30 protein-coding genes are annotated in these 17,842 nt (G+C 71.7%); 5 read left to right on the plus strand and 25 right to left on the minus strand.

Translation table 11 applies throughout. The annotated features are described in order from the left end of the window. Positions 1–104 precede the first annotated feature (104 nt). The 5 genes from ACIQRW_RS28750 to ACIQRW_RS28770 all read right to left on the minus strand — a co-directional run bounded on the left by ACIQRW_RS28750 (position 105) and on the right by ACIQRW_RS28770 (position 2,559). Positions 105–761: a hypothetical protein gene (locus tag ACIQRW_RS28750; RefSeq protein WP_403765426.1), complete on the minus strand. Its 657-nt coding sequence runs from the start codon at positions 759–761 to the stop codon at positions 105–107. Next, positions 758–1,624: a protein transporter Sec31 gene (locus ACIQRW_RS28755; RefSeq protein WP_403765428.1), complete on the minus strand. Its 867-nt coding sequence runs from the start codon at positions 1,622–1,624 to the stop codon at positions 758–760. The genes ACIQRW_RS28750 and ACIQRW_RS28755 overlap by 4 nt, the downstream gene beginning before the upstream one ends. A gap of 136 nt (positions 1,625–1,760) precedes the next feature. Continuing rightward, positions 1,761–1,910, minus strand: a complete 150-nt coding sequence (locus ACIQRW_RS28760; RefSeq protein ID WP_403765430.1) for a hypothetical protein — start codon at positions 1,908–1,910, stop codon at positions 1,761–1,763. Then, positions 1,910–2,209 carry a hypothetical protein gene (locus tag ACIQRW_RS28765; RefSeq protein ID WP_403765432.1) on the minus strand — a complete coding sequence of 100 codons (300 nt, stop codon included), beginning with the start codon at positions 2,207–2,209 and terminating at the stop codon, positions 1,910–1,912. Before ACIQRW_RS28765 ends, ACIQRW_RS28760 begins: the two co-directional genes overlap by 1 nt. Beyond that, positions 2,209–2,559 (minus strand): hypothetical protein, encoded by a 351-nt coding sequence (locus ACIQRW_RS28770; RefSeq protein ID WP_403765434.1) that lies wholly within the window; start codon positions 2,557–2,559, stop codon positions 2,209–2,211. Before ACIQRW_RS28770 ends, ACIQRW_RS28765 begins: the two co-directional genes overlap by 1 nt. Before the next feature lie 177 nt (positions 2,560–2,736). Here ACIQRW_RS28770 and ACIQRW_RS28775 point away from each other — a divergent pair, with 177 nt between their 5' ends. Continuing rightward, entirely contained in the window at positions 2,737–3,027 is a 291-nt protein-coding gene (locus tag ACIQRW_RS28775) for a helix-turn-helix domain-containing protein (protein ID WP_403765436.1), read from the plus strand. A 72-nt stretch (positions 3,028–3,099) separates the two neighbouring features. Here the strand turns inward: ACIQRW_RS28775 and ACIQRW_RS28780 are convergent, their stop codons facing one another. The 19 genes from ACIQRW_RS28780 to ACIQRW_RS28870 form a co-directional block, all read right to left on the minus strand. Beyond that, on the minus strand, positions 3,100–3,858 hold the full coding sequence (locus ACIQRW_RS28780; RefSeq protein ID WP_403765438.1) for a hypothetical protein: 759 nt from the start codon (positions 3,856–3,858) through the stop codon (positions 3,100–3,102). A 136-nt stretch (positions 3,859–3,994) separates the two neighbouring features. Then, positions 3,995–4,213: a hypothetical protein gene (locus ACIQRW_RS28785; protein WP_403765440.1), complete on the minus strand. Its 219-nt coding sequence runs from the start codon at positions 4,211–4,213 to the stop codon at positions 3,995–3,997. Next, positions 4,210–4,344, minus strand: a complete 135-nt coding sequence (locus ACIQRW_RS28790; protein WP_403765442.1) for a hypothetical protein — start codon at positions 4,342–4,344, stop codon at positions 4,210–4,212. Before ACIQRW_RS28790 ends, ACIQRW_RS28785 begins: the two co-directional genes overlap by 4 nt. A gap of 223 nt (positions 4,345–4,567) precedes the next feature. Further along, positions 4,568–4,972, minus strand: coding sequence for a hypothetical protein (locus tag ACIQRW_RS28795; RefSeq protein WP_403765444.1), 405 nt, complete (start codon positions 4,970–4,972; stop codon positions 4,568–4,570). Then, positions 4,972–5,229, minus strand: a complete 258-nt coding sequence (locus ACIQRW_RS28800) for a hypothetical protein (RefSeq protein ID WP_361324598.1) — start codon at positions 5,227–5,229, stop codon at positions 4,972–4,974. The genes ACIQRW_RS28795 and ACIQRW_RS28800 overlap by 1 nt, the downstream gene beginning before the upstream one ends. Beyond that, positions 5,217–5,531 carry a hypothetical protein gene (locus ACIQRW_RS28805; protein WP_403765446.1) on the minus strand — a complete coding sequence of 105 codons (315 nt, stop codon included), beginning with the start codon at positions 5,529–5,531 and terminating at the stop codon, positions 5,217–5,219. Before ACIQRW_RS28805 ends, ACIQRW_RS28800 begins: the two co-directional genes overlap by 13 nt. Then, entirely contained in the window at positions 5,528–7,165 is a 1,638-nt protein-coding gene (locus ACIQRW_RS28810) for a hypothetical protein (protein ID WP_403765448.1), read from the minus strand. Before ACIQRW_RS28810 ends, ACIQRW_RS28805 begins: the two co-directional genes overlap by 4 nt. Then, positions 7,165–7,629 (minus strand): hypothetical protein, encoded by a 465-nt coding sequence (locus ACIQRW_RS28815; protein WP_403765450.1) that lies wholly within the window; start codon positions 7,627–7,629, stop codon positions 7,165–7,167. Before ACIQRW_RS28815 ends, ACIQRW_RS28810 begins: the two co-directional genes overlap by 1 nt. A 17-nt stretch (positions 7,630–7,646) precedes the next feature. After that, complete coding sequence (locus ACIQRW_RS28820; RefSeq protein WP_403765452.1) at positions 7,647–8,051, minus strand: hypothetical protein; 405 nt, start codon at positions 8,049–8,051, stop codon at positions 7,647–7,649. Continuing rightward, positions 8,048–8,269: a hypothetical protein gene (locus ACIQRW_RS28825; RefSeq protein ID WP_403765454.1), complete on the minus strand. Its 222-nt coding sequence runs from the start codon at positions 8,267–8,269 to the stop codon at positions 8,048–8,050. Before ACIQRW_RS28825 ends, ACIQRW_RS28820 begins: the two co-directional genes overlap by 4 nt. Further along, on the minus strand, positions 8,266–8,508 hold the full coding sequence (locus ACIQRW_RS28830) for a hypothetical protein (protein ID WP_403765456.1): 243 nt from the start codon (positions 8,506–8,508) through the stop codon (positions 8,266–8,268). Before ACIQRW_RS28830 ends, ACIQRW_RS28825 begins: the two co-directional genes overlap by 4 nt. After that, positions 8,501–8,974: a hypothetical protein gene (locus ACIQRW_RS28835; RefSeq protein WP_403765458.1), complete on the minus strand. Its 474-nt coding sequence runs from the start codon at positions 8,972–8,974 to the stop codon at positions 8,501–8,503. The genes ACIQRW_RS28830 and ACIQRW_RS28835 overlap by 8 nt, the downstream gene beginning before the upstream one ends. Beyond that, positions 8,974–9,387, minus strand: a complete 414-nt coding sequence (locus ACIQRW_RS28840) for a hypothetical protein (RefSeq protein ID WP_403765460.1) — start codon at positions 9,385–9,387, stop codon at positions 8,974–8,976. The genes ACIQRW_RS28835 and ACIQRW_RS28840 overlap by 1 nt, the downstream gene beginning before the upstream one ends. After that, entirely contained in the window at positions 9,384–9,527 is a 144-nt protein-coding gene (locus ACIQRW_RS28845; RefSeq protein ID WP_403765462.1) for a hypothetical protein, read from the minus strand. Before ACIQRW_RS28845 ends, ACIQRW_RS28840 begins: the two co-directional genes overlap by 4 nt. A gap of 4 nt (positions 9,528–9,531) precedes the next feature. After that, positions 9,532–10,221 carry a hypothetical protein gene (locus ACIQRW_RS28850; protein WP_403765464.1) on the minus strand — a complete coding sequence of 230 codons (690 nt, stop codon included), beginning with the start codon at positions 10,219–10,221 and terminating at the stop codon, positions 9,532–9,534. After that, a complete protein-coding gene (locus tag ACIQRW_RS28855) occupies positions 10,218–10,823 on the minus strand; it encodes a hypothetical protein (RefSeq protein WP_403765466.1) in 606 nt (201 codons plus the stop codon). Before ACIQRW_RS28855 ends, ACIQRW_RS28850 begins: the two co-directional genes overlap by 4 nt. After that, entirely contained in the window at positions 10,820–11,182 is a 363-nt protein-coding gene (locus tag ACIQRW_RS28860; protein ID WP_403765468.1) for a hypothetical protein, read from the minus strand. Before ACIQRW_RS28860 ends, ACIQRW_RS28855 begins: the two co-directional genes overlap by 4 nt. A gap of 81 nt (positions 11,183–11,263) precedes the next feature. Next, positions 11,264–11,548, minus strand: coding sequence for a hypothetical protein (locus ACIQRW_RS28865; protein WP_403765470.1), 285 nt, complete (start codon positions 11,546–11,548; stop codon positions 11,264–11,266). Continuing rightward, the gene (locus tag ACIQRW_RS28870) at positions 11,548–11,760 is read right to left on the minus strand and encodes a helix-turn-helix transcriptional regulator (protein ID WP_403765472.1); all 213 of its coding nucleotides are present in this window, start codon (positions 11,758–11,760) and stop codon (positions 11,548–11,550) included. The genes ACIQRW_RS28865 and ACIQRW_RS28870 overlap by 1 nt, the downstream gene beginning before the upstream one ends. 620 nt (positions 11,761–12,380) lie before the next feature. Between ACIQRW_RS28870 and ACIQRW_RS28875 the strand changes: the two genes are divergently transcribed. The 4 genes from ACIQRW_RS28875 (at position 12,381) to ACIQRW_RS28890 (ending at position 16,261) form a co-directional block, all read left to right on the plus strand. Further along, positions 12,381–12,755, plus strand: a complete 375-nt coding sequence (locus tag ACIQRW_RS28875; protein WP_403765474.1) for a hypothetical protein — start codon at positions 12,381–12,383, stop codon at positions 12,753–12,755. Between the two features lie 99 nt (positions 12,756–12,854). After that, the gene (locus ACIQRW_RS28880; RefSeq protein WP_403765476.1) at positions 12,855–13,103 is read left to right on the plus strand and encodes a hypothetical protein; all 249 of its coding nucleotides are present in this window, start codon (positions 12,855–12,857) and stop codon (positions 13,101–13,103) included. 41 nt (positions 13,104–13,144) lie between these two features. Further along, positions 13,145–14,764 carry a LacI family DNA-binding transcriptional regulator gene (locus tag ACIQRW_RS28885; RefSeq protein WP_403765478.1) on the plus strand — a complete coding sequence of 540 codons (1,620 nt, stop codon included), beginning with the start codon at positions 13,145–13,147 and terminating at the stop codon, positions 14,762–14,764. Between the two features lie 228 nt (positions 14,765–14,992). Further along, on the plus strand, positions 14,993–16,261 hold the full coding sequence (locus tag ACIQRW_RS28890; protein WP_403765480.1) for an MFS transporter: 1,269 nt from the start codon (positions 14,993–14,995) through the stop codon (positions 16,259–16,261). A 98-nt stretch (positions 16,262–16,359) separates the two neighbouring features. Here ACIQRW_RS28890 and ACIQRW_RS28895 read toward each other — a convergent pair whose 3' ends face one another. Continuing rightward, positions 16,360–17,802 (minus strand): CCA tRNA nucleotidyltransferase, encoded by a 1,443-nt coding sequence (locus ACIQRW_RS28895; protein ID WP_403765482.1) that lies wholly within the window; start codon positions 17,800–17,802, stop codon positions 16,360–16,362. Positions 17,803–17,842 lie beyond the last annotated feature (40 nt).

Genomic DNA, 17,842 nt, shown 5'->3' on the forward strand with positions numbered 1-17,842 from the left:
CGAAGACCAGGACGGCCGTGGCGATCAGGGCGAGTCCACCGGCGCCGACGTAGTCGAACGTGCCGCCGCTGGCGGGTGCTGCGAGGTACATGACGAGGGGTCTCCTAGACGGTGCCGGGCCCGTAGAGGGCCAGGGCCAGGGCGGCGGAGCTGACGGGGATACGGGCGGCCCAGACGAGAGCGGGGCGCAGGGCCGGGGGCATGTAGGGCAGGCCGGGCAGGTAGGAGGCGACGATCCAGGCGACGAAGCCCATGGCGATGCCGACGCCGGCCCCCTGCCGTCCGGCGTCGACCAGGACGTCGTGCATCAGGCCGACGAGACCGAACACCCAGCCCGCGGTGCCTGCGGCGAGGTGGTAGATGAACCAGACCCGGAGACGGTGAAGCCGTTCGGCGGCCCGGACGGCGGCCGGGTCCGGGGCCAGCCACGGAGGCGGCGCCTGCTGCGGCTGGTTGACCGTGACGTGGATGCCGGGCGCGGCCTCGACCGTCTGCTGCGTGGCCGCGGGCTCGGGCTCCGCAGTGCGGCCACCGAACGGGGCGGGGCGTACGTCCCACCACGGGCGCGTCGGCTCCGGCTCTGCGGCGGCCGCGTCGTCGAGGTCCTGCTCCTGGTCGTCGTCCTCGGCGGCCGGGTCCGGCGTCGGGACGATGTGGACCTGGACGAGCGGCGGCTGCTCAGGCTCGGCAACGACGGGGCCGTCGATGCGGTCGCGGAGCCAGCCCTTGAGCCTGCTCTCGGCGTTCTCCGGGGCGCTCATGCGGGCTTCCGGACGGTCCGGAGGTACCGCTCGACGCTGGACTCCTTGGCGTTGGCGTCCGCGACCTTCCGGACGTAGCGGAGGACGGCGTCCGGATCGGTGATGCCGCTGGAGACGGCCGTCCGGACGGCATCCGCAATGGTCATCGGCCCGGTAGCGGCCGGTGCTTCCTCGTCGTCCGGACGCTCCGTTCGATCCTCCGGATGATCCGGACCGGCCTCCGGATTCTCTCCGGAGGCTCCGGAGATCGCGGCGCGCTCGGCGGCGACGGCCTGTTCGGCGCGGGTGAGCTCGCGGCGGACGGAGACCATTGCGAGGCGGCCGCCGGCCTTCGCGCGCTCGGCGTCGACCCACTGCTGGGTGTGGCTGTCGAGGGGCTTGGCGTGGTGGCGCAGCACCACGGTCCACATGACCTTGGCGAGGCCGGACACGGTCGCGGCGACGAAGCCGATCGCGGCCTCGCCGGAGATCCAGCCGTGGGCGCCGACCGCTCCCATGGCGATGCCGAGGGCCACGTATCCGGCGCGGCGCGGGAGGGCGGCGCGGTCCTGGTCGTAGCGGGCGAGCCACTCCAGGGCCATGCAGGACAGCCACACGAGGTCGAAGACCAGGGCGGCGGCGTAGGCGGCGGCGGTGAGGGGGACGACGAGGTCGAGGAGGCTGCCGATGCTCGCGGTCGACCAGATGATCGAGGCGACGCCGATGACGGCGGCGGCCGCGGTGACCCCGGTCAGGACGACGCGGTCCCAGTCGCGCGGGGGCTGCGGGACGTCGACCTTGTAGCGGTCGAGCACGAGGTGGGTGGTGCCGTCGATGGTGTGCGGGACGAGGCGGCTGCGCTCGACGGTGCGGGTACGGGGCATCGGGGTCACCGCTTCAACAGGATGACGGCGACGACGGCCGCGAGGATCACGGCGACAGCGAGGGGGTGCACGGTGTGCATCGGGTGCTCCGGGGTGTGGGCCGGCGGGGCGCAGCGGGTGCGCCCGGCCGGGCGGTTCAGCAGGTGGTGGTGCTGGCGTCGTCGCCCTGCGTGGGGGCGGTGTCGGGCTCGGCGGTGGAGGGGTTCTGTAGCGCCACCTCCTGGCGGGCCAGGTACCGGGCGGCGGCGAGCTCCGGGCTGACCTCCGGGATCTCCTCGGCGGCCATCAGCGGTTCACCGCCGTGGCGGCGGCGCGCAGGCGGGCGGCATACGCGGCCCGGGTGCCGGTGAGGGGCACGTCGCGGACGGCGGCGAGGGTGGCGGTGATGTCCCGGCCGACGGCGACATCGTTGTAGACGCCGTGGTGGTCCCAGACGCTGAGCTGGATCTCGGCGCGGCGGGCCTGCTCGCTCATGGCGGCCTGCGGCGTCATCTGCTCGAGGCGGCTGGCGGCCGCGGTGAGGATCGCGGGGAGCCGGTGGGCCAGCGTGCGGGAGCTCGTGACGGCGAGCTGGGCAGCGGCCATCAGACGGTTCCGGCGGCGGCGTTCAGGCACAGGGCCCACTCGCCTCGGGTGCGGGAGGTAGCCCACAGGGCGGGGTCCAGGGCGGCCATGGCGCGCTGTCCGGCGTGCTGGGCGACGGCCGGCGGGTAGCCCGAGAGAATCCGGGCGTCGGCGCGGGCGAGGGCGCGGCCCCATCCGGCGAGGGTGAGCGGCTCGGTGGGGCGGATCGCCGTCAGGTGCTCGGCGGCGTGCTGGAGCAGCTGGGCGGAGAGGCTGGGACGTGCGAGGAGCTCGCGCAGCTGCTCGGCGAAGGGGTCAGGCTGGGGGTTGCGGGCTGCCGGTACGGCACGCCCACGGTTACGATCGCGCATGGTCATCCTCCTGGTAGCTCAGGCGGTTGGCTGGCCCCGGCCATATGGCGTGCGACCGCCGGCCGGGGCCTACTTGTTGAGCGATGGGAGCGGGCTCCCGTTCGTTGTGTGGGGACTCTACACAGTGTAGGGTCCCCACACAAGCAGATCGGTATCCGCGCTCCGGGAAGGAGCGGTATGGCCGACAGAGACCAGGAGGTGCAGCAGGTGCTCGACTCCATCGACGCCCTCGGTACGGCCGAGACCCCTGCAGCGCGGGCGAAGCGGCTGACGCAGCTGCTGGACGCCATGCCGGAGAAGCAGGCGAAGGTACGCGAGATGCGGCAGCAGGCCGTGACCGAGATGCGGGACGACGGCATGTCCCTGCGCGCCATCGCTGCTGAGCTCGGCATCTCCTTCGGCCGTGTCCGGGACATCATCGACGGAGTCACGAAGCGGCCGCCGAAGAAGCCGGCCCCCGAGGCGTGACCGAACGCAGCTGCGCCCCCTGCCCGTGAGAATCGGGCAGGGGGCGCAGTGCTGTGGAGAAGCGTACGGCTGTCAGGCGGCGGTCTGCTGGGTGGCAGCGATACGGAGGGCGAGGGAGGCGAGCGCGGGCATCACCTGGGCACGGTGGGCGTCGTACTCCTCGGGAGTGAGGCGGACAGGGCAGACCGTGCACACGATGTGGAGCTCGTCCTCCTTCTCCACCAGTGACCAGCCGGTGCAGATGGGGCATGGCGCGTCTTTGGCCCGGGTGACGGGCCGGGTGTGGGTGAGCCGGCGGACCCGGTGGAGCAGCTGCTCGATCTGCTCGTAGATGTCGTCCCACCACGGGCGGGTCGCGGCGTACGGGAGGTAGGCGTCGAGCCACCGGCACAGGCCGGGGACGTCGGCAACGTTCCGGAGGCGGGCGCCGTCCCGGGCCCGGGCGCTGTTGCACCGCTCGATGTGGACGGTGCCGTGGGCGTCGGTGCGCACCGACGGGTAGTCAGCGGCGAGGAAGCGCGCCCACCCGTACAGCAGCGGGGTCATGGGCACTCCTCCGGTCTGGTCGCCGTGCGGGTCGTCCAGGAGGACGGGCTGTCCGGGGCCGGTGAGGTCGAGGACCTCGAGGCGGATCGGGAGCGGGGCGTGGGCGCGGCCGACGCCGCCGCGGCGGGCGGGGCCGGTGTCCGGCGTCAGCATGTCCGCGAGGAGCACCAGGTGGCGGGGAAGCTCCCGGAGCCACGTGTGGACGCTGTATTCGCAGGCCTCGCAGCCCGTACGCGGGGAGTCGTCGGGCAGGCGGCCGAAGCAGGAGAGGCAGATGTCGTTCATGGTGGCGCTCCGGGTGGTGCGGCGGGTCAAAAGGGTCAGCGGGGGCCAGGGTGGGACCGGCCACAGCGACAGATAGGGCGGCGGCGGCGCGCCCGGTCGGACCGGTGGTGGTACCGCAGCCGGTACAGAAGCGCGCTCAGCACGGGTCCTCGTCCGTGGTGGGCTGCTGGTCGGCCCATTCGATGCGGGCGTCGGGGTAGCCGGCCTGGAGGAGTTCGACGGTGCGGGCGGTGCTGCCGAGGCCCCACGTCGGGTCGTCCATGACGAATGCGCGGCCGCCGGGGAGCTCGGCGCCGTCGAGGACCTGGCCGTGGGGCAGGTGGAGCCGGAACCCGCGGGCGAACTGGGCGGTCACGGGCCCACCGCCGTGGTGCAGCGGCCGGACAGGCACAGGGCCTGCCCTTCGCTGACGTAGTGGACGTGCTCGCCCTGGTCGACGAGCAGCTCGGCGGCGTTGCGGGCCGGGCTGGTGTGGTCGGTGGTCATCGTGTCGAGGTCCTCTCAGTGGCGGGACGGAGCCGGCGGACAGTGCGGCCGGTTGTGCGGGGAAGGGGAGCATGGCCGGGGCAGCGGTCGGGGCCGGTGCTCCACCCGGCCCGGGCGGCGATCGCGTACGCCTCGGTCTCGTCGGTGGTGCCGGTCGGCAGGAAGACCCCGCAGGTGCCGTGAGAGCCGTACGAGGCCTCGCAGTGGATGACGAGGGAGAGGCTCACCACTGCTGCGCCCGGGTGTGGGGCGGGAGTCCGGTGTCGATCCACCACCAGCGCCTCCCGTGCTCGTCCGCGTGGCTGCCCTGGTGCCCGGGGCGCAGCAGGCACTCGCTGTACTGGCCCGGGTGGATCCAGGTGAAGACCTCCGACGGCTGGTCGCCGCAGTGCTCGGCGGGCGCGGACAGCTCCTCGGCATGCAGGGCCCCGAGCTGGTGGCGCTGCTCGTCCTGGTGGCGCTCGGCGGTGCGCCGGATCCGCCGGCACCCGAGGAGCAGTTCGACGGTGAGGGCCAGGCCGAGGACCGCACCGGGCCAGTGGTGGTCCAGCAGCTGGGCCAGGCCGGTGACGAGCGCGGCCAGGGCGAGGAGCGACATGCCGGTGTAGCGGAGGCGGGCGGAGATCATCACGGCTTCCTCTTTTCGGTGATCAGTTGAGAGGGAGGAACGTGGCTGGCGGCGCGGTCGGCGAGGGTGGAGCGGGTGCCGACCCGCCAGCCCTCCAGCGCCTCGGTGAGCTCCTGGACGTGGTCGGCGGCGTCCGGGTCCGGCTGTCCGGCCGTACGCGAGGAACGGGTCCCGGCGTACGTACCGTCGGGCCACTCCTCCCGGCCGGCCTCGGCGCGCTCCAGGACCGCGGCGTCCTCGGGGGTCAGCGCTGCCACGGGACCGGCCTCACTCCCTGCGTCGCCCGCGACGTCGGCGCGCTGCTGCGCCTCGGCGGAGGTGCTGAGCAGGTGGCGTGATGGGGCATGGCCTGCCACTCGCCCGGGCGGATCTCCGGGCGGGCGGCGGTGACGGTGCGGACGTACAACAGGCCGTCAGCGCCCTGCATCACGGCGACGTTCCCGGTCGCGTCAGGCGCGGCGTTGACCGGCTGCCGCTTCCCGTTGGCGGAGGTGAGGCACCAGACGATCGGGGCGCTGCAGCGGCGGCAGCGGGCGAGGTGGTGGCTGGCGGGCTTCATGCGGTGGTCCCTTCGTCGTGCTGGCCGGTGAGGTGGGGCAGGACGAGGGCCCTGCCGTAGAGGCGGATGGCGGCGGGCGCGCCGTGCTCGGCGAGCGCCTGGCGGACGGCCTCGGGAGTCGCGGCCGCGCGCAGCTGCTCCCGCTCGTCCGCGCCCGGAGGCTCGGGCCCGGGGTCCGGCGGCGGGGGCATCGGGAGCCACGTCGTCGGCGGCCGTATCGGGGCCGGCGGTTCGGGCGGGGCCTCGGTCGGGACGGGCTGCTGCGCCCGGGCCTCCTCGGCGGCCAGGCGCTCGGCCTCGGCGGCGATGTTGGCGCACAGGGAGCAGCGCTCGCCGGTGGCCCAGATGGTGCCGGACTCGCAGGACGGCAGGCGGCATCCGCGGCGGACGAGCCCGGCCCCGAGGAGCCACCGGCCGACGTCGCGGCGCGGATCCTCGGTGGACGCCCAGCGGGCGGTGAGGCGGGCGGTGAGGCGCTCGGCACCGACTCCGGCGGACAGCTGGCGGCCGACCTCCTGGCCGACGCGCCGCAGCACGTACGGGCTGATGGCGGGGAGCTCGTGGCGTACGGGCTCAAGAACCTGCCAGACCCGGGGCGACAGCTGCAGTCCCGGCCCGCGGTACGTGCCAGCCTCGCCGTTGCTGCGCTTTTTGCCTTGAGCCGCGCTCTGGAACGTCGGCCCGGCCACGTTTTCCACAGCCCGGGGCCCGTAACTACCCGAGTCTCGCCTCCGGCGGATCGAAAGATCCCCCGCGCGCCCGTCAGTAGTAGAGGAGCTGTCTTCCCTAGTCGCGAGGGACCCGTCTTGATCGTCCGGACCCACCCCGTCATGAATGTCCGTAGCGGGCGGGGCCAGCAGGTCGGAGACGGGGAACAGGGCGTCGTCCACAGGCTCGTCCACAGCCGGTTCGGTGGTGGCGCGGACGGAGTGCAGGGGGCTGGTGTTGACAGTGACGGCGTGGCGGGCCTGCTGACCGGCCCGGCGGCCGAGGGTGAGCCACCCGGCGGCCTCCAGGTCGTCCATGAGGCGGCGGCCGGTCTTCTCGCACAGCGGCTTCCCCGCGCTCTTACCGCTGTGATGCCGCAGTTCCCCGGCGAGCTCGGCCGCAGTGACGGGGAGGCCCTTGGCGGTGACGCGGGCGAGGTGGAGCCAGGCGCGCAGACGGCGCGGCGGGAGGGCCTCGGCGACACGTACGGGGACCTCCAGGGCGGGCTGGTCGCGTGGGACGAGGCGGACGTAGCGCAGGGCGGAGCGGCCGCGCCCGCCGCGGTGGGTGCGCTGCTTCGTCCGGAGCCACGGCTCTCCGCCGTCCGGCGTGTCCCGGTTGAGCTGGGTGAGGCCGCGTTCCACGGCGGACGGCGACATACCCAGCGCGGCGGCGAGCTCGGCGACGGACGCGGTGCACGGGTCCTCGTCCCGGCGGGCGCCGGGCCAGGAGCGGCGGGCGTCCAGGGCGGCCGTCTTGATGTAGACGGCCGCGGCCTCGTCGTTGAAGTCGTCGCCCCGGTAGATGGACTCGGGGATCCAGACGCTCTGCTCGCTCCTCCGGCGGGGCCGGTTGTAGCGCACAGCACTGTTGGCCCCGCCGCGGGTGCGGCGGGGCTCAGCGGTGGCGAGCAGAGCAGTGGACATCAGGCCGACGGCTCCGAGGGGCGGTCGGCCCACGCGGTGACGGCGGCGCGAAGGGTGTCGGCCGGGTGCCAGTACGGGGCGTGGCCGTCGGGGAAGGGCTGGTCGGCCAGCAGGGCGCGGGCGGCGGCCGCGACGGCGTCCGGGTCGGAGTAGAGGCCGAGCTTGGGCAGGTACTCCGGTTCGGTGTTCCCGCCTTCAGAGCGGGGACGGGCGTACTGCCACTGCTCGGCCGGGTGGTCCCAGAAGAGGAACAGGCCGTCCCGGCCGGTCTCGTCGTCCTCGTCGACCCTGGTGTCGTCCCAGGCGATGACGGCGTTCAGCATCGTGATGCAGCCCGCGTCGTCGCCGGTGGCGTAGGGGTCGATCTCGGCGTCGGACGTCCACCAGGCGTCCGGCTCCAGCCCGGCGGCGGTCAGGGCCTCGATCACGGCGGTGATGTAGGGGTCGTGCGGAAGTTCGGTCACGGGCTCTCCAAGAGGCTTTACAGGGTGGCCTGGTGGGCGCGGCGGGCGCGGGCGAGCGCGCCCGGGGGCAGGGTGAGGACCAGGTCGACGTTGTCGATGGGGCTGTCGGCCGGGGGCCGGCGGAGGAAGCCGCGGTCGACGAGGGTGGCGAGGGCGACGCGGACCTGGTTGACGTGCAGCCCGGTGGCGTGGACGAGGCCGATCACCCGGGGCTGGCGGGCGATGTGCCCGCGGCCGTCGGCGTGGGTCGACAGCGCGATGGCGACGAAGCGGTGATTGCCGGGCAGGGACGACGCGAGGATGGCCCGTTCCCACGGCTGCCGGTGTGCCGGCCGACTGTCCAGGGTCGGGGTCTCGGCGGCGGCCGGGGTGCGGCGGCGGGACGGCATCTGGGTCGGGGTGGGGCGGGCGGCGGTCGTCATGACGGCGGCTCCTCTACGGGCAGGTTCGTGTGCGGGTTGCGGTCGGGGTGGTTGAGGTAGTTGCCGGGCGGCCAGCCCGGCCCCGGCGGGGGCTCGGGCAGGCCGCGCACGGCCGAGGGGGTGTGCCGGTCGCACCGGTAGCCGATGACGTACCGGCGGGCGTAGACCAGGCCGTGTCGTCGGTCGAGGTCGCCGCACGGGCGGACGGACCCGCTCACGAGTCGGCGTTGATCTCGCCGCAGTGGGTGCAGCGCAGACCCTCGTCGGTGACGTCGTGCGGCCACTCGATGTGGGCGCACTTCGGCCGGTGGCAGGCCACGTGGATACGGGTCTCGGTGTCCCGGACGGGGGCCGGGGCCACCACGACGCCGCGTCCGGTGGCGAGCGCGGCGGACAGCCACCGGAGGACGGCGACCAGGCCGAGGGCCAGGAGCAGGAAGGGGATCTGTTCAGGCATCGGCGAGGACCTCCATGCGGAGCTCGGCCAGGGCCAGGCCGTAGACGGCGCACAGGCCCGAGCACCAGAGACGCACCCCGTCGGTGGAGTCGATGATCTGGGTGCGGATCCACCCGGACGTGTCGGCCGCCGTGGTGTCGGCCGTGCCGCACTCCTGCTGCTGGCAGGTGCCCGGGCCGCCGACCGCGCGGCGGGTCGGGTGGGCCAGGGCGTAGGAGGCGCACTGGGCCGAGCACCAGGCCCGGGCCGACGGGCGCCGGCCGAGGACCTGCACCCGTGCCCACCCGGACGGGGCGGGTTCCGGGCACGAGATCCCGCATGTCGGGGTCCGGCACGTGCCGGGCAGGTCCGCCGGCAGCGGCGCCCGGGGCATGCCGTACACCTCGAGCGCCTCGGACTTGGCGTTCGCCGGTCGGCGCATCCGCGAGGACGGTGCGTCGTTGAACCCTCGGGGCAGGGAGGCCATCAGCGGACACCGGCCGTGCGCAGCGCGCCGACCAACTCGGCCAGCGAGCCGACGGCCGTGGTCGAGTGGCTGTTGCACGTCCCGCAGTACGTCAGCACCTCGAACGTGGCCGCGTTCTCGTCGCGCGGGGCCGTGCAGATCAGGGACGTATTCGGGGTCAGTTCTACAACCGCCTGGTACATGCCCTCGGGCATGACCGAGGAGGGCAGCCACTCGCCCAGGACGTCGGAGGCGTCCGGTCCGAACGTGGCCCTGGCTTCCGACCGGGCGTAGCGGACGGCGCGTTCGTCGTCCAGTCGGTCCTGCTCCCGCAGTTCCTCGTGGTGCGTAGCGATGGCGGCCAGGCCCAGGGCGATCAGGGCGGTGGTGTCGGTCTTCTTCCGAGCGTTGGCCTCGGGCTGTACGAGCGTCATGACGCTCCCCCTTCACGGGACTTGCGGTGCTTACGGGCGGTGTTGACGCGGTGGTCGGCGGCCCAGCCGACGGCGATCAGGACGCCGATGGCCAGGCCGAGACCGATCACGGAGCAGAGGAGCCAGAGGTGGCCGGGCACGGCATCACTCGGCGTCGGGGTCGTGCTCGGCGGCGACCGCCAGCGGGACGACGACGTACCCGGTGAACTGCTGCGGGCCGCCGTCGACTTGGACGACGAGTTCGGACGGGTCGTCGGGGTCGCCGTCGTCGTCGCCGAGGCCGGCCCAGGTGAAGAGAAGGGTCCGGTCGGCCGGGTGTTCGTCGCTGACGAGGGCCTCGCAGTGCCTGCGGGCCTCGGCCTCGGTGGTGTAGTGGCCGACGTGGATGCTCTCGTGCTGGGCCCGGTAGTCCGTGTGGGCGGCCGCGGGCTGCGCGGTGGCGGCGCCGAGGGCGTCGTCGATGTGGGCCAGGCTGGCGAGTGCGTCCGCCCACGCGGCGATCTCGCCGAGGTCCGCCTGGACGACGGCTTCGCCGAGCTCGTCCAGGCCGTCGAGGAGCCGGGCCCCGGTGGGCTGCTCACGCAGGGCCCGGGCGATCGCGACAAGGACGGTCGTACGGGCATCGCGGGCGGAGATCGTCGGGGTGGACCCGCCCGCAGTGCGGGTGTCCTTCCCCTCGATGTCGTCGGCGATCCGCTGCGCGAGGCCGGTCACGGTGCCGGTCCAGGTGTCCCGGCCGGTTTGGAGCGGCTGCTCCACGGTGACCCGCGCCTCCGGGCACGCGCCGGGCAGGACACCGAGGATCGCGCCGGTGATCTGGGTGTGGAGGTTCATGCGGTCTCACCGGCCTGGGCTGCGATCCACTTGGCGGCGGCGGTGAGCGAGCGCAATTCGCCGCACGCCCGGGCCCAGCGGACGAGGCCGTATCCGTACTCGCCCTTGGGGTCGGGGACGGCGGCGGCCGACCACTGCACACCCTGGCGAGGGCCGCTGGCCTTGTGGATGGAGCCGATGACGTTGTCGACGGTGACGCGGTCGACGCGGGTCCGGGTGACGAGGTAGCCCTCGGGCTCCTCGTGCTCGCCGTGGCCCCAGCCGAAGAGGAGCGGGGCGCCGGGGTACAGCCACAGGGCGCCGGCCTTCTTGGGTGGCTGCCCGTAGCCGAGCTCCTTCGTGCTCGTCCGCTGCAGGCCGTCGGAGTCGCCGGACATGATCAGGGCCAGGCCGCAGGAGGAGCAGACGACGCGCAGGGACGTCTTGGTGTACCGCTGGCTGTGCCCGCACTCCTCGTTGGGGCAGGCGTGCGAGGGGCCGCCGATGACGGTGCGGAACGCCCCATCCTCGGTTCGCGTGTCGACGGTCCAGGACGGCTTGGCGCAGCCGGGCCGGTGGGCGAGCCCGTCCCACGCCAGGTAGGAGTCCGTGAGCGTGCTCATTCCGCCACCGCCGACGTGGTGGTCGGGGCGTCGGCCGGGTTGGTGGTCCAGATGTGGACGTCGACACCGTCGACCGGGACGACGACCGTGTAGGTCGTGCCGCCGCCGGCGGGCCGCGTCTCGGTCACCGGGACGTCGTACGCGGCGGCGATCTCCCGGAGCGGGGCGAGCAGCAGGTAGTGGACATCGCCGACGTAGTCGCCGGTGCGGCCCCAGGACGTCTGACCAGCGTGGAACGGCTGGGCGGTCGTCGGGATACCGATCGCCTTCCACGTGGCGTTCATCGCCAGCTGCAGACCCGCCTGCCACGTAGGCGCCGGTGCGGGCTGGGGGGTGGTGCCGATAGTCTCGGTGGACACGGTTACCTCTCAGTCAGTTGAGATGTGCCGGTTGAGGGGCCGTCTTGGGACCAGGCCCGGTCCCGGCGGCCCCGACGTATGTCAGGAGCCAGCCGCCCGCTTCGGAAGCCGGGCGACGAGCCGAAGCTCGGCGGGCTGTTCGGTGCGGCGCTGCCGGCGCGGGATCACGTCGGCGACGGCAGGCACGGGGGTCGTGGTGTGGAGCTCCAGGAGTTCCTGGTACTGGGCGTCCGTGAAACGCCAGGCCCCCGCGACCTTGACGGCGTGGACGTGCCCCTTGCGGGCCTGCTCCCGAACCCACCACGCGGACACGTGCAGTGACTCGGCGACGTCCTCCGGAGTGTGGAGAGACGGGAGAGCGGACATCAGGCCCGCTCCAGCGCGGCGATGTACTCGGTAACCACGTGCTCGCGGGCGACGACGCGGCCACCGACCTTGAAGGTCTGCGGTCCACGGCCGGCGGAGCGCCACTTTCGGACGGTCCCGGGGGTGATGCCCAGGCGGCTGGCGATTCCAGGACCGGACGCGCTGTCTCCGATGTAGATCAGGCCGGGTGGGGGGCTCGGGCGTGTTCGCACGGGTCGACCCTTCTGGTCTCGGTGGCTGCCGGGCCATAGCCCGGAGCCAGTTTGTTCGGATCTGGAGACGCGGGCGGCGCGAAAAGAACCAGCACCGCGACGCCGAGCGCCTCCGAGAGGGAGTGAGCAGCCTCCATGTCGCATGTCGCCATGCGTCCGCTGACCAGGTGCCCGACCGTGGCAGGTGCCAGCCCTGCAGCGTCTGCCAGTTGGCGGACGCTATAGGGGGCACCCCGGCCGGGGTTCTCCATGACATAGAGCAGTGCGCTCCGGTCGCGGAGGTGGTAGCGGACTCTCACGGCGGCTCCAAATCAGAACGCATTGACTACGTTCGGGAACACTTAAGCACACCGTAGACGATCTGGCTACGAATCCGAACGGCTGGCTGGATGTGGTGTTTCCGTGAAAGAGGTCACGGCGGTACCGTGATCTGTAGACGATTCGTCTACAGATCCGGGATGGTTGTACGCGGTGACCAGTAATTTTTTAGATGCCCCACCCCTGAGACAGAGACAGCGTGGCCCGAGACGCGGAGCGCCGGGAGGCGCGGAGAGGCAGTCATGGAAGCGGAGCCAGGGCGGCGACAACACGACACCATCCCTGCACGGCTAGCCCAGGAGATGGATTCGGACGAGCTGAGCCAGCTGGTGCGCCAGGTCAACGACTCCGGAGTGACGTACCAGGCCATGGCCGACCGGTCCGCTACGGCCGGGCACCCGCTTTCGAAACCGTTCTTTCAGAAGCTGGGCACGAACGCAGCGACCACGCTCAAGAAGGAGAACGTGCCGGGCATCGCGGCCGGCCTCAACATGCCCTTGCAGATGGTCAAGGCTGCCGCCGCTCGCCAGTTCCTCGACTACGAAGCGCGGGAGCTGGGCGGGTTCTCTGACGACGTGCGGGTCGTCGTGTCCCACCTGGCGGGAATGCCGCCAGAGAACGCGCGGCGATGGCGGGCGATGATCGAGGCGGACGAACGGGCCCGCAGCCAGGAGTGACTCGCCACACCCCTTCTTGATCACCCCTGGTGTCTGTATCGTGACCGAACGCGCGTACGAAGTGCGTCTGTCATATGCGTCAACGTGAGGACGGGGCACGTGATCAATTTCAGGCTCGCAGAGAGTGACCTTCCGGGACCGACCTACGTAAAGGTCTACCGCGGCGGGATGACCTATGTGCTGAACCGAGGGATGTTCCTGCCAGAGCAGGCCAAGGCCCTCACCGCAGCGTCAGCTCTGTCGCTGCAGACCGTGGCCACGTTCCAGATGTGGAACGGGGAGATCGTGGAGCTCGGGACGGACATCGCAGAACCGTCCGTCCTGGGCCGCGTAGTACGCCAGCGCTGAGCATCCGCCCGGCGCCGGCGGGGGGCGCCGAGGAGGGCGACGTGGGATACGCCGAGAAGCGTGGTACGGGAGCCGGAACGTACTACCGCGGCCGGTACAAGATCGCGCCGGGGAGCTATGGCACGGTCAAGGACGACGACGGCCGGACGATCCGCTTCAAGAAGAAACGTGAAGCAGAGCAGGCCGCCGACGCAGCCGAGGTGACCGTCCGCGCCGGCACTCACATCGACCGGTCGGTAATCCCGACGTTCGCCGAGTACGTCCAGCGGTGGTGGGCGCGCCAGGATCTCGCCCCGTCGACCATGCAGAACTACCCGGCCACGATCGAGGGCCACCTGCTCCCGTTCTTCGGCGACAAGCTGATCACAGACATCAGCAGGGAGGACGTAGAGATCTGGTACAACGCCCAACGTGCGGTGCCGTATGCCCTTGCCAGCGTGAACGGGTACCGGAGCATCCTCCACCTCATCCTTGAGGACGCGGTCGAGGACATCGACGCGATGGTCAAGAACCCGGCGAAGCGCCGGCGGAACCGCGGCCGCCGTGCGGGCCGGGCTGCGAACCGGAGCCCGGAGAAGGTCGTTACGACGGCGCTGGGCGCGCTGCTGGTCGCCGAGCGAGCAGCTCTTCTCTCGGGCAGGGACGACGAGTTCGTCCAGGAGGTGGCCGTCTCGTACACGGGCATCCGGTGGGGGGAGACGGTGGGACTGGACCGGCAGTACGTCACGCCTGGTGGCATCCAGGTCCAAGAGCAGCTGTACGAGCTGAACGACGGCTCGTTCGCCCGGGGCGCGCCGAAGAACGACAGCTTCCGCACCGTCGACACCCCGGCCTTCCTGGACCGGCTCCTCCGCGACCACGTCCGCCAGCGTCCGCCGGTGCCCTGCCCGTGCCACGGCGTACGTACGGTGTTCCGCGCTGCCGATCTGCGCCAGGAGCTGCGAGTGCGACGCGAGGACATCGCGGCCCTCGCTGGTGTCTCGCCGGTAACGGTATCCCGCGTGCGCACTCGGCCAGAGATGACCAGCCAGCGCACACGCGACCGGGTTCACGCCGCGATGATCGAGCTGAGCGTCATCGACCACGAGCCAGCCCCAGAGCAGTACGTGTCGCATTGGGGCAGGAACGACCACCGCCGCCGGATCATCGAACCGGCAGCGACTGGCTGGTACCCGGCCAAGGGGGTCGCGGAGCCTGCACGCCCCGTGTGCGTGGTGGCTGGCGACACGTGGCCCGGCACTGTCGTCAAGGGCCGGTACTCGGCCGGTCAGTCGACCGCCTGCTGGGCGCCAGTCGCCAAGGGGCTCACCCAGCACGGACTGCGCCACCTTCACGGCGCGATGCTCGAGGACATCGGCACGCCGCCGGTCCTGGCGAACGAGCGGATGGGACACGTGGACGGATCCACGCCCGGCCGCTACAAGCACGTCCTGCCGGAGATGCGGGTGCGCCTGCTGGCCGACCTGAACAGGCTCTGGGTAGAGTCGCTGGCTGCGCGGGCGGCTATGTCTCCCCGCTCTCCCGTGGCGGTGCTGGATCGCCTGCTACAGGAGCACTCGGCAGAGCAGCTCTCCCGAAATTCTCCCCAGCGGGTCATCTCCCAGACCATCAGGCGGATGGAATCACTGCCTGACCTGCATGTTTCCACATGGGTTGCGTAGCAGCGGACTTCCTACTTCATGAAGAGCCCGCCGGTGCAGTACTTCGACGACGAGGCCCGCGAGAACGTCGAGCGGTTCATCAACGGCGACACCGAGAGCTGAACCGGCCCTCTCGGCCGACAAGCCTCACCGGAGCGCTGAGCGAAGACGCTCACCTCTTCCTGCCGCACGTCGGGGGTCCCCGGGCAATCCGCCCGCGGACCCCCGACGTGTGTGACGCTTGCTCCCATGTCTGTCGCGCGTGATCTGCGCACCCTGCTGCGCCTGCGGAACTTTCGCCGCCTGCTCACCGTGCGGCTGCTGTCCCAGTCCGCCGACGGCGTCTACCAGGTCGCCCTCGCCGCGTACGTCGTCTTCTCCCCCGAGAAGCAGGCGTCGGCCGCCGCCATCGCTTCCGCGATGGCCGTGCTCCTCCTGCCCTACTCCCTGATCGGCCCCTTCGCGGGGGTTCTGCTGGACCGCTGGCCCCGACGCCAGGTCTTTCTCTACGGGAACCTCCTGCGGGCCGCTCTGGCCTGCTCCACGGCCCTGCTGATTCTCGCCTCGGTGCCCGACTGGCTCTTCTACGCCTCGGCCCTCTGCGTCACCGCCGTCAACCGTTTCGTACTGGCCGGTCTCTCCGCCGCCCTGCCCCGGGTGGTCGACACCGATCGCCTCGTCGTCGCCAACTCCCTGTCTCCGACCGCCGGCACTCTGGCGGCCACCGCGGGAGGCGGTCTCGCTTTCGTCGTACGGCTGGTGGCCGACGAGTCCGACGCGGCGGTCGTGCTGTTGGGGTCGATGCTCTATCTGCTCTCCGCGCTGGCGTCCCTGAGCCTGCCCCGCGCCCTGCTGGGACCGGATACCGACGGGAGCCCCCTGCGACTGCGGGCCGCTCTGGCCGTCACCGCGCGCGGGCTCGTCGCCGGGCTTCGCCATCTGGCACAGCGGAGACACGCGGCCGGGGCCCTGGCCGCGATGACCGTGATCCGCTTCTGTTACGGCGCCCTCACCGTGATGGTGCTCATGCTGTGCCGATACGCCTGGTCGGACACCGAGTCCGACGGGCTGGCCCTGCTCGGCCTGGCGGTCGGGGTGTCCGGTGCGGGATTCTTCGTCGCCGCCGTCCTCACCCCATGGGCGGTGGGGCAGCTCGGCCGGTACGGATGGATCGTGGGCTGCCCCGCCGCGGCGGCGGTCCTGGTACCCGCCCTGGGCCTCTCCTTCGCCCCCTTCCCGATGCTGATCGCCGCGTTCGTGCTCGGCGTCGTCACCCAAGGGTCGAAGATCGCGACCGACACGGTGGTGCAGACCTCGGTCGACGACTCCTTCCGCGGCCGGGTCTTCTCGCTCTACGACGTGCTCTTCAACGTCGCGTTCGTGAGCGCCGCAGGGGTGGCGGCTCTCATGCTCCCGCCGGACGGCAGATCGGTCGTCGTCGTGGTGGTCGTGTCGGTGCTGTACGCGGTGGTCGCGGTGGCGATGTTCCGTCGGCGACGGATCGACGGATATCGGTAGCCGGTCATGGATGTGGCGAGGGGCGTTGTTTCACGTGAAACAACGCCCCTCGCCACATCCGGTGGGTGATGTTTCACGTGAAACAACGCCCACCGGGCTCAGTTCTGCCGCGCCCACCACTCCTTGAGCGCGGCCGCAGCGGCGTCCCGCTCCATGGGCCCGTGCTCCAGGCGCAGCTCCAGCAGGAACCCGTACGCCTTGCCGATCACCGGACCGGGGCCGACCTCAAGGATCCGCATGATCTCGTTGCCGTCCAGATCGGGGCGGATCGAGTCGAGCTCCTCCTGCTCCTGCAGCTGGGCAATGCGCTCCTCCAGCCCGTCGTAGGTGCGGGAGAGCGCGTTCGCCTTGCGCTTGTTCCGGGTCGTGCAGTCCGATCGGGTCAGCTTGTGGAGGCGTTCGAGCAGCGGCCCCGCGTCGCGCACATACCGACGCACCGCGGAGTCGGTCCACTCACCGTCCCCGTACCCGTGGAAGCGCAGGTGCAGCTCCACCAGTTTCGACACGTCCTTGACCAGCTCGTTGGAGTACTTGAGCTCGGTCATGCGCTTCTTCGTCATCTTCGCGCCCACCACCTCGTGGTGATGGAAGGAGACCCTGCCGTCCTTCTCGAAGCGGCGGGTCCTCGGCTTGCCGATGTCATGGAGCAGTGCGGCCAGACGCAGCACGAGGTCGGGTCCGTCCTCCTCCAGGTCGATGGCCTGCTCCAGGACGGTCAGCGAGTGCTCGTAGACGTCCTTGTGACGGTGATGCTCGTCACTCTCCAGGCGCAGCGCGGGGAGCTCGGGCAGCACCTGCTCGGCCAGTCCCGTGTCGACCAGCAGCCCCAGACCCTTGCGCGGGTGCTGGGAGAGCAGCAGCTTGTTGAGTTCGTCGCGGACCCGCTCGGCGGAGACGATGCCGATCCGCGCGGCCATCTCCGTCATCGCGGTCACGACGTCGGGGGCGACCTCGAAGTCGAGCTGCGCGGCGAAGCGGGCGGCGCGGAGCATGCGCAGCGGGTCGTCGGAGAAGGACGCCTCGGGCGTTCCCGGCGTGCGGAGCACCCGCTCGGCGAGGTCCTTCAGCCCTCCGTACGGATCGACGAACTCCTTCTGCGGCAGAGCCACGGCCATCGCGTTGACCGTGAAGTCACGGCGCACGAGGTCGTCCTCGATGGAGTCGCCGTAGGAGACCTCCGGCTTGCGCGAGGTCCGGTCGTAGGCCTCGGACCGGTAGGTCGTGACCTCGATCTGATAGCCGTCCTTCTGGGAACCGACGGTGCCGAAGGCGATCCCGACCTCCCACACCGAGTCGGCCCAGGGGCGGACGATCTTGAGCACGTCCTCGGGGCGGGCGTCGGTGGTGAAGTCCAAGTCGTTCCCGAGCCTGCCCAGCAGTGCGTCGCGGACCGAGCCGCCGACCAGCGCGAGGCCGAATCCGGCCTCCTGGAATCGACGGGCGAGGTCGTCGGCGACCGGGGACACCCGCAGCAGCTCACTCACCGCGCGGTGCTGCACCTGGCTCAGTGCACTGGCGTTCTCTTCGTTGGCGTTCGGCACAACAGAAAAGGGTACGTGCACGGACCGGCCACGGCGTCAT

The sequence above is a fragment of the Streptomyces sp. NPDC091287 genome (genome assembly GCF_044768525.1).
GTDB lineage: Bacteria > Actinomycetota > Actinomycetes > Streptomycetales > Streptomycetaceae > Streptomyces.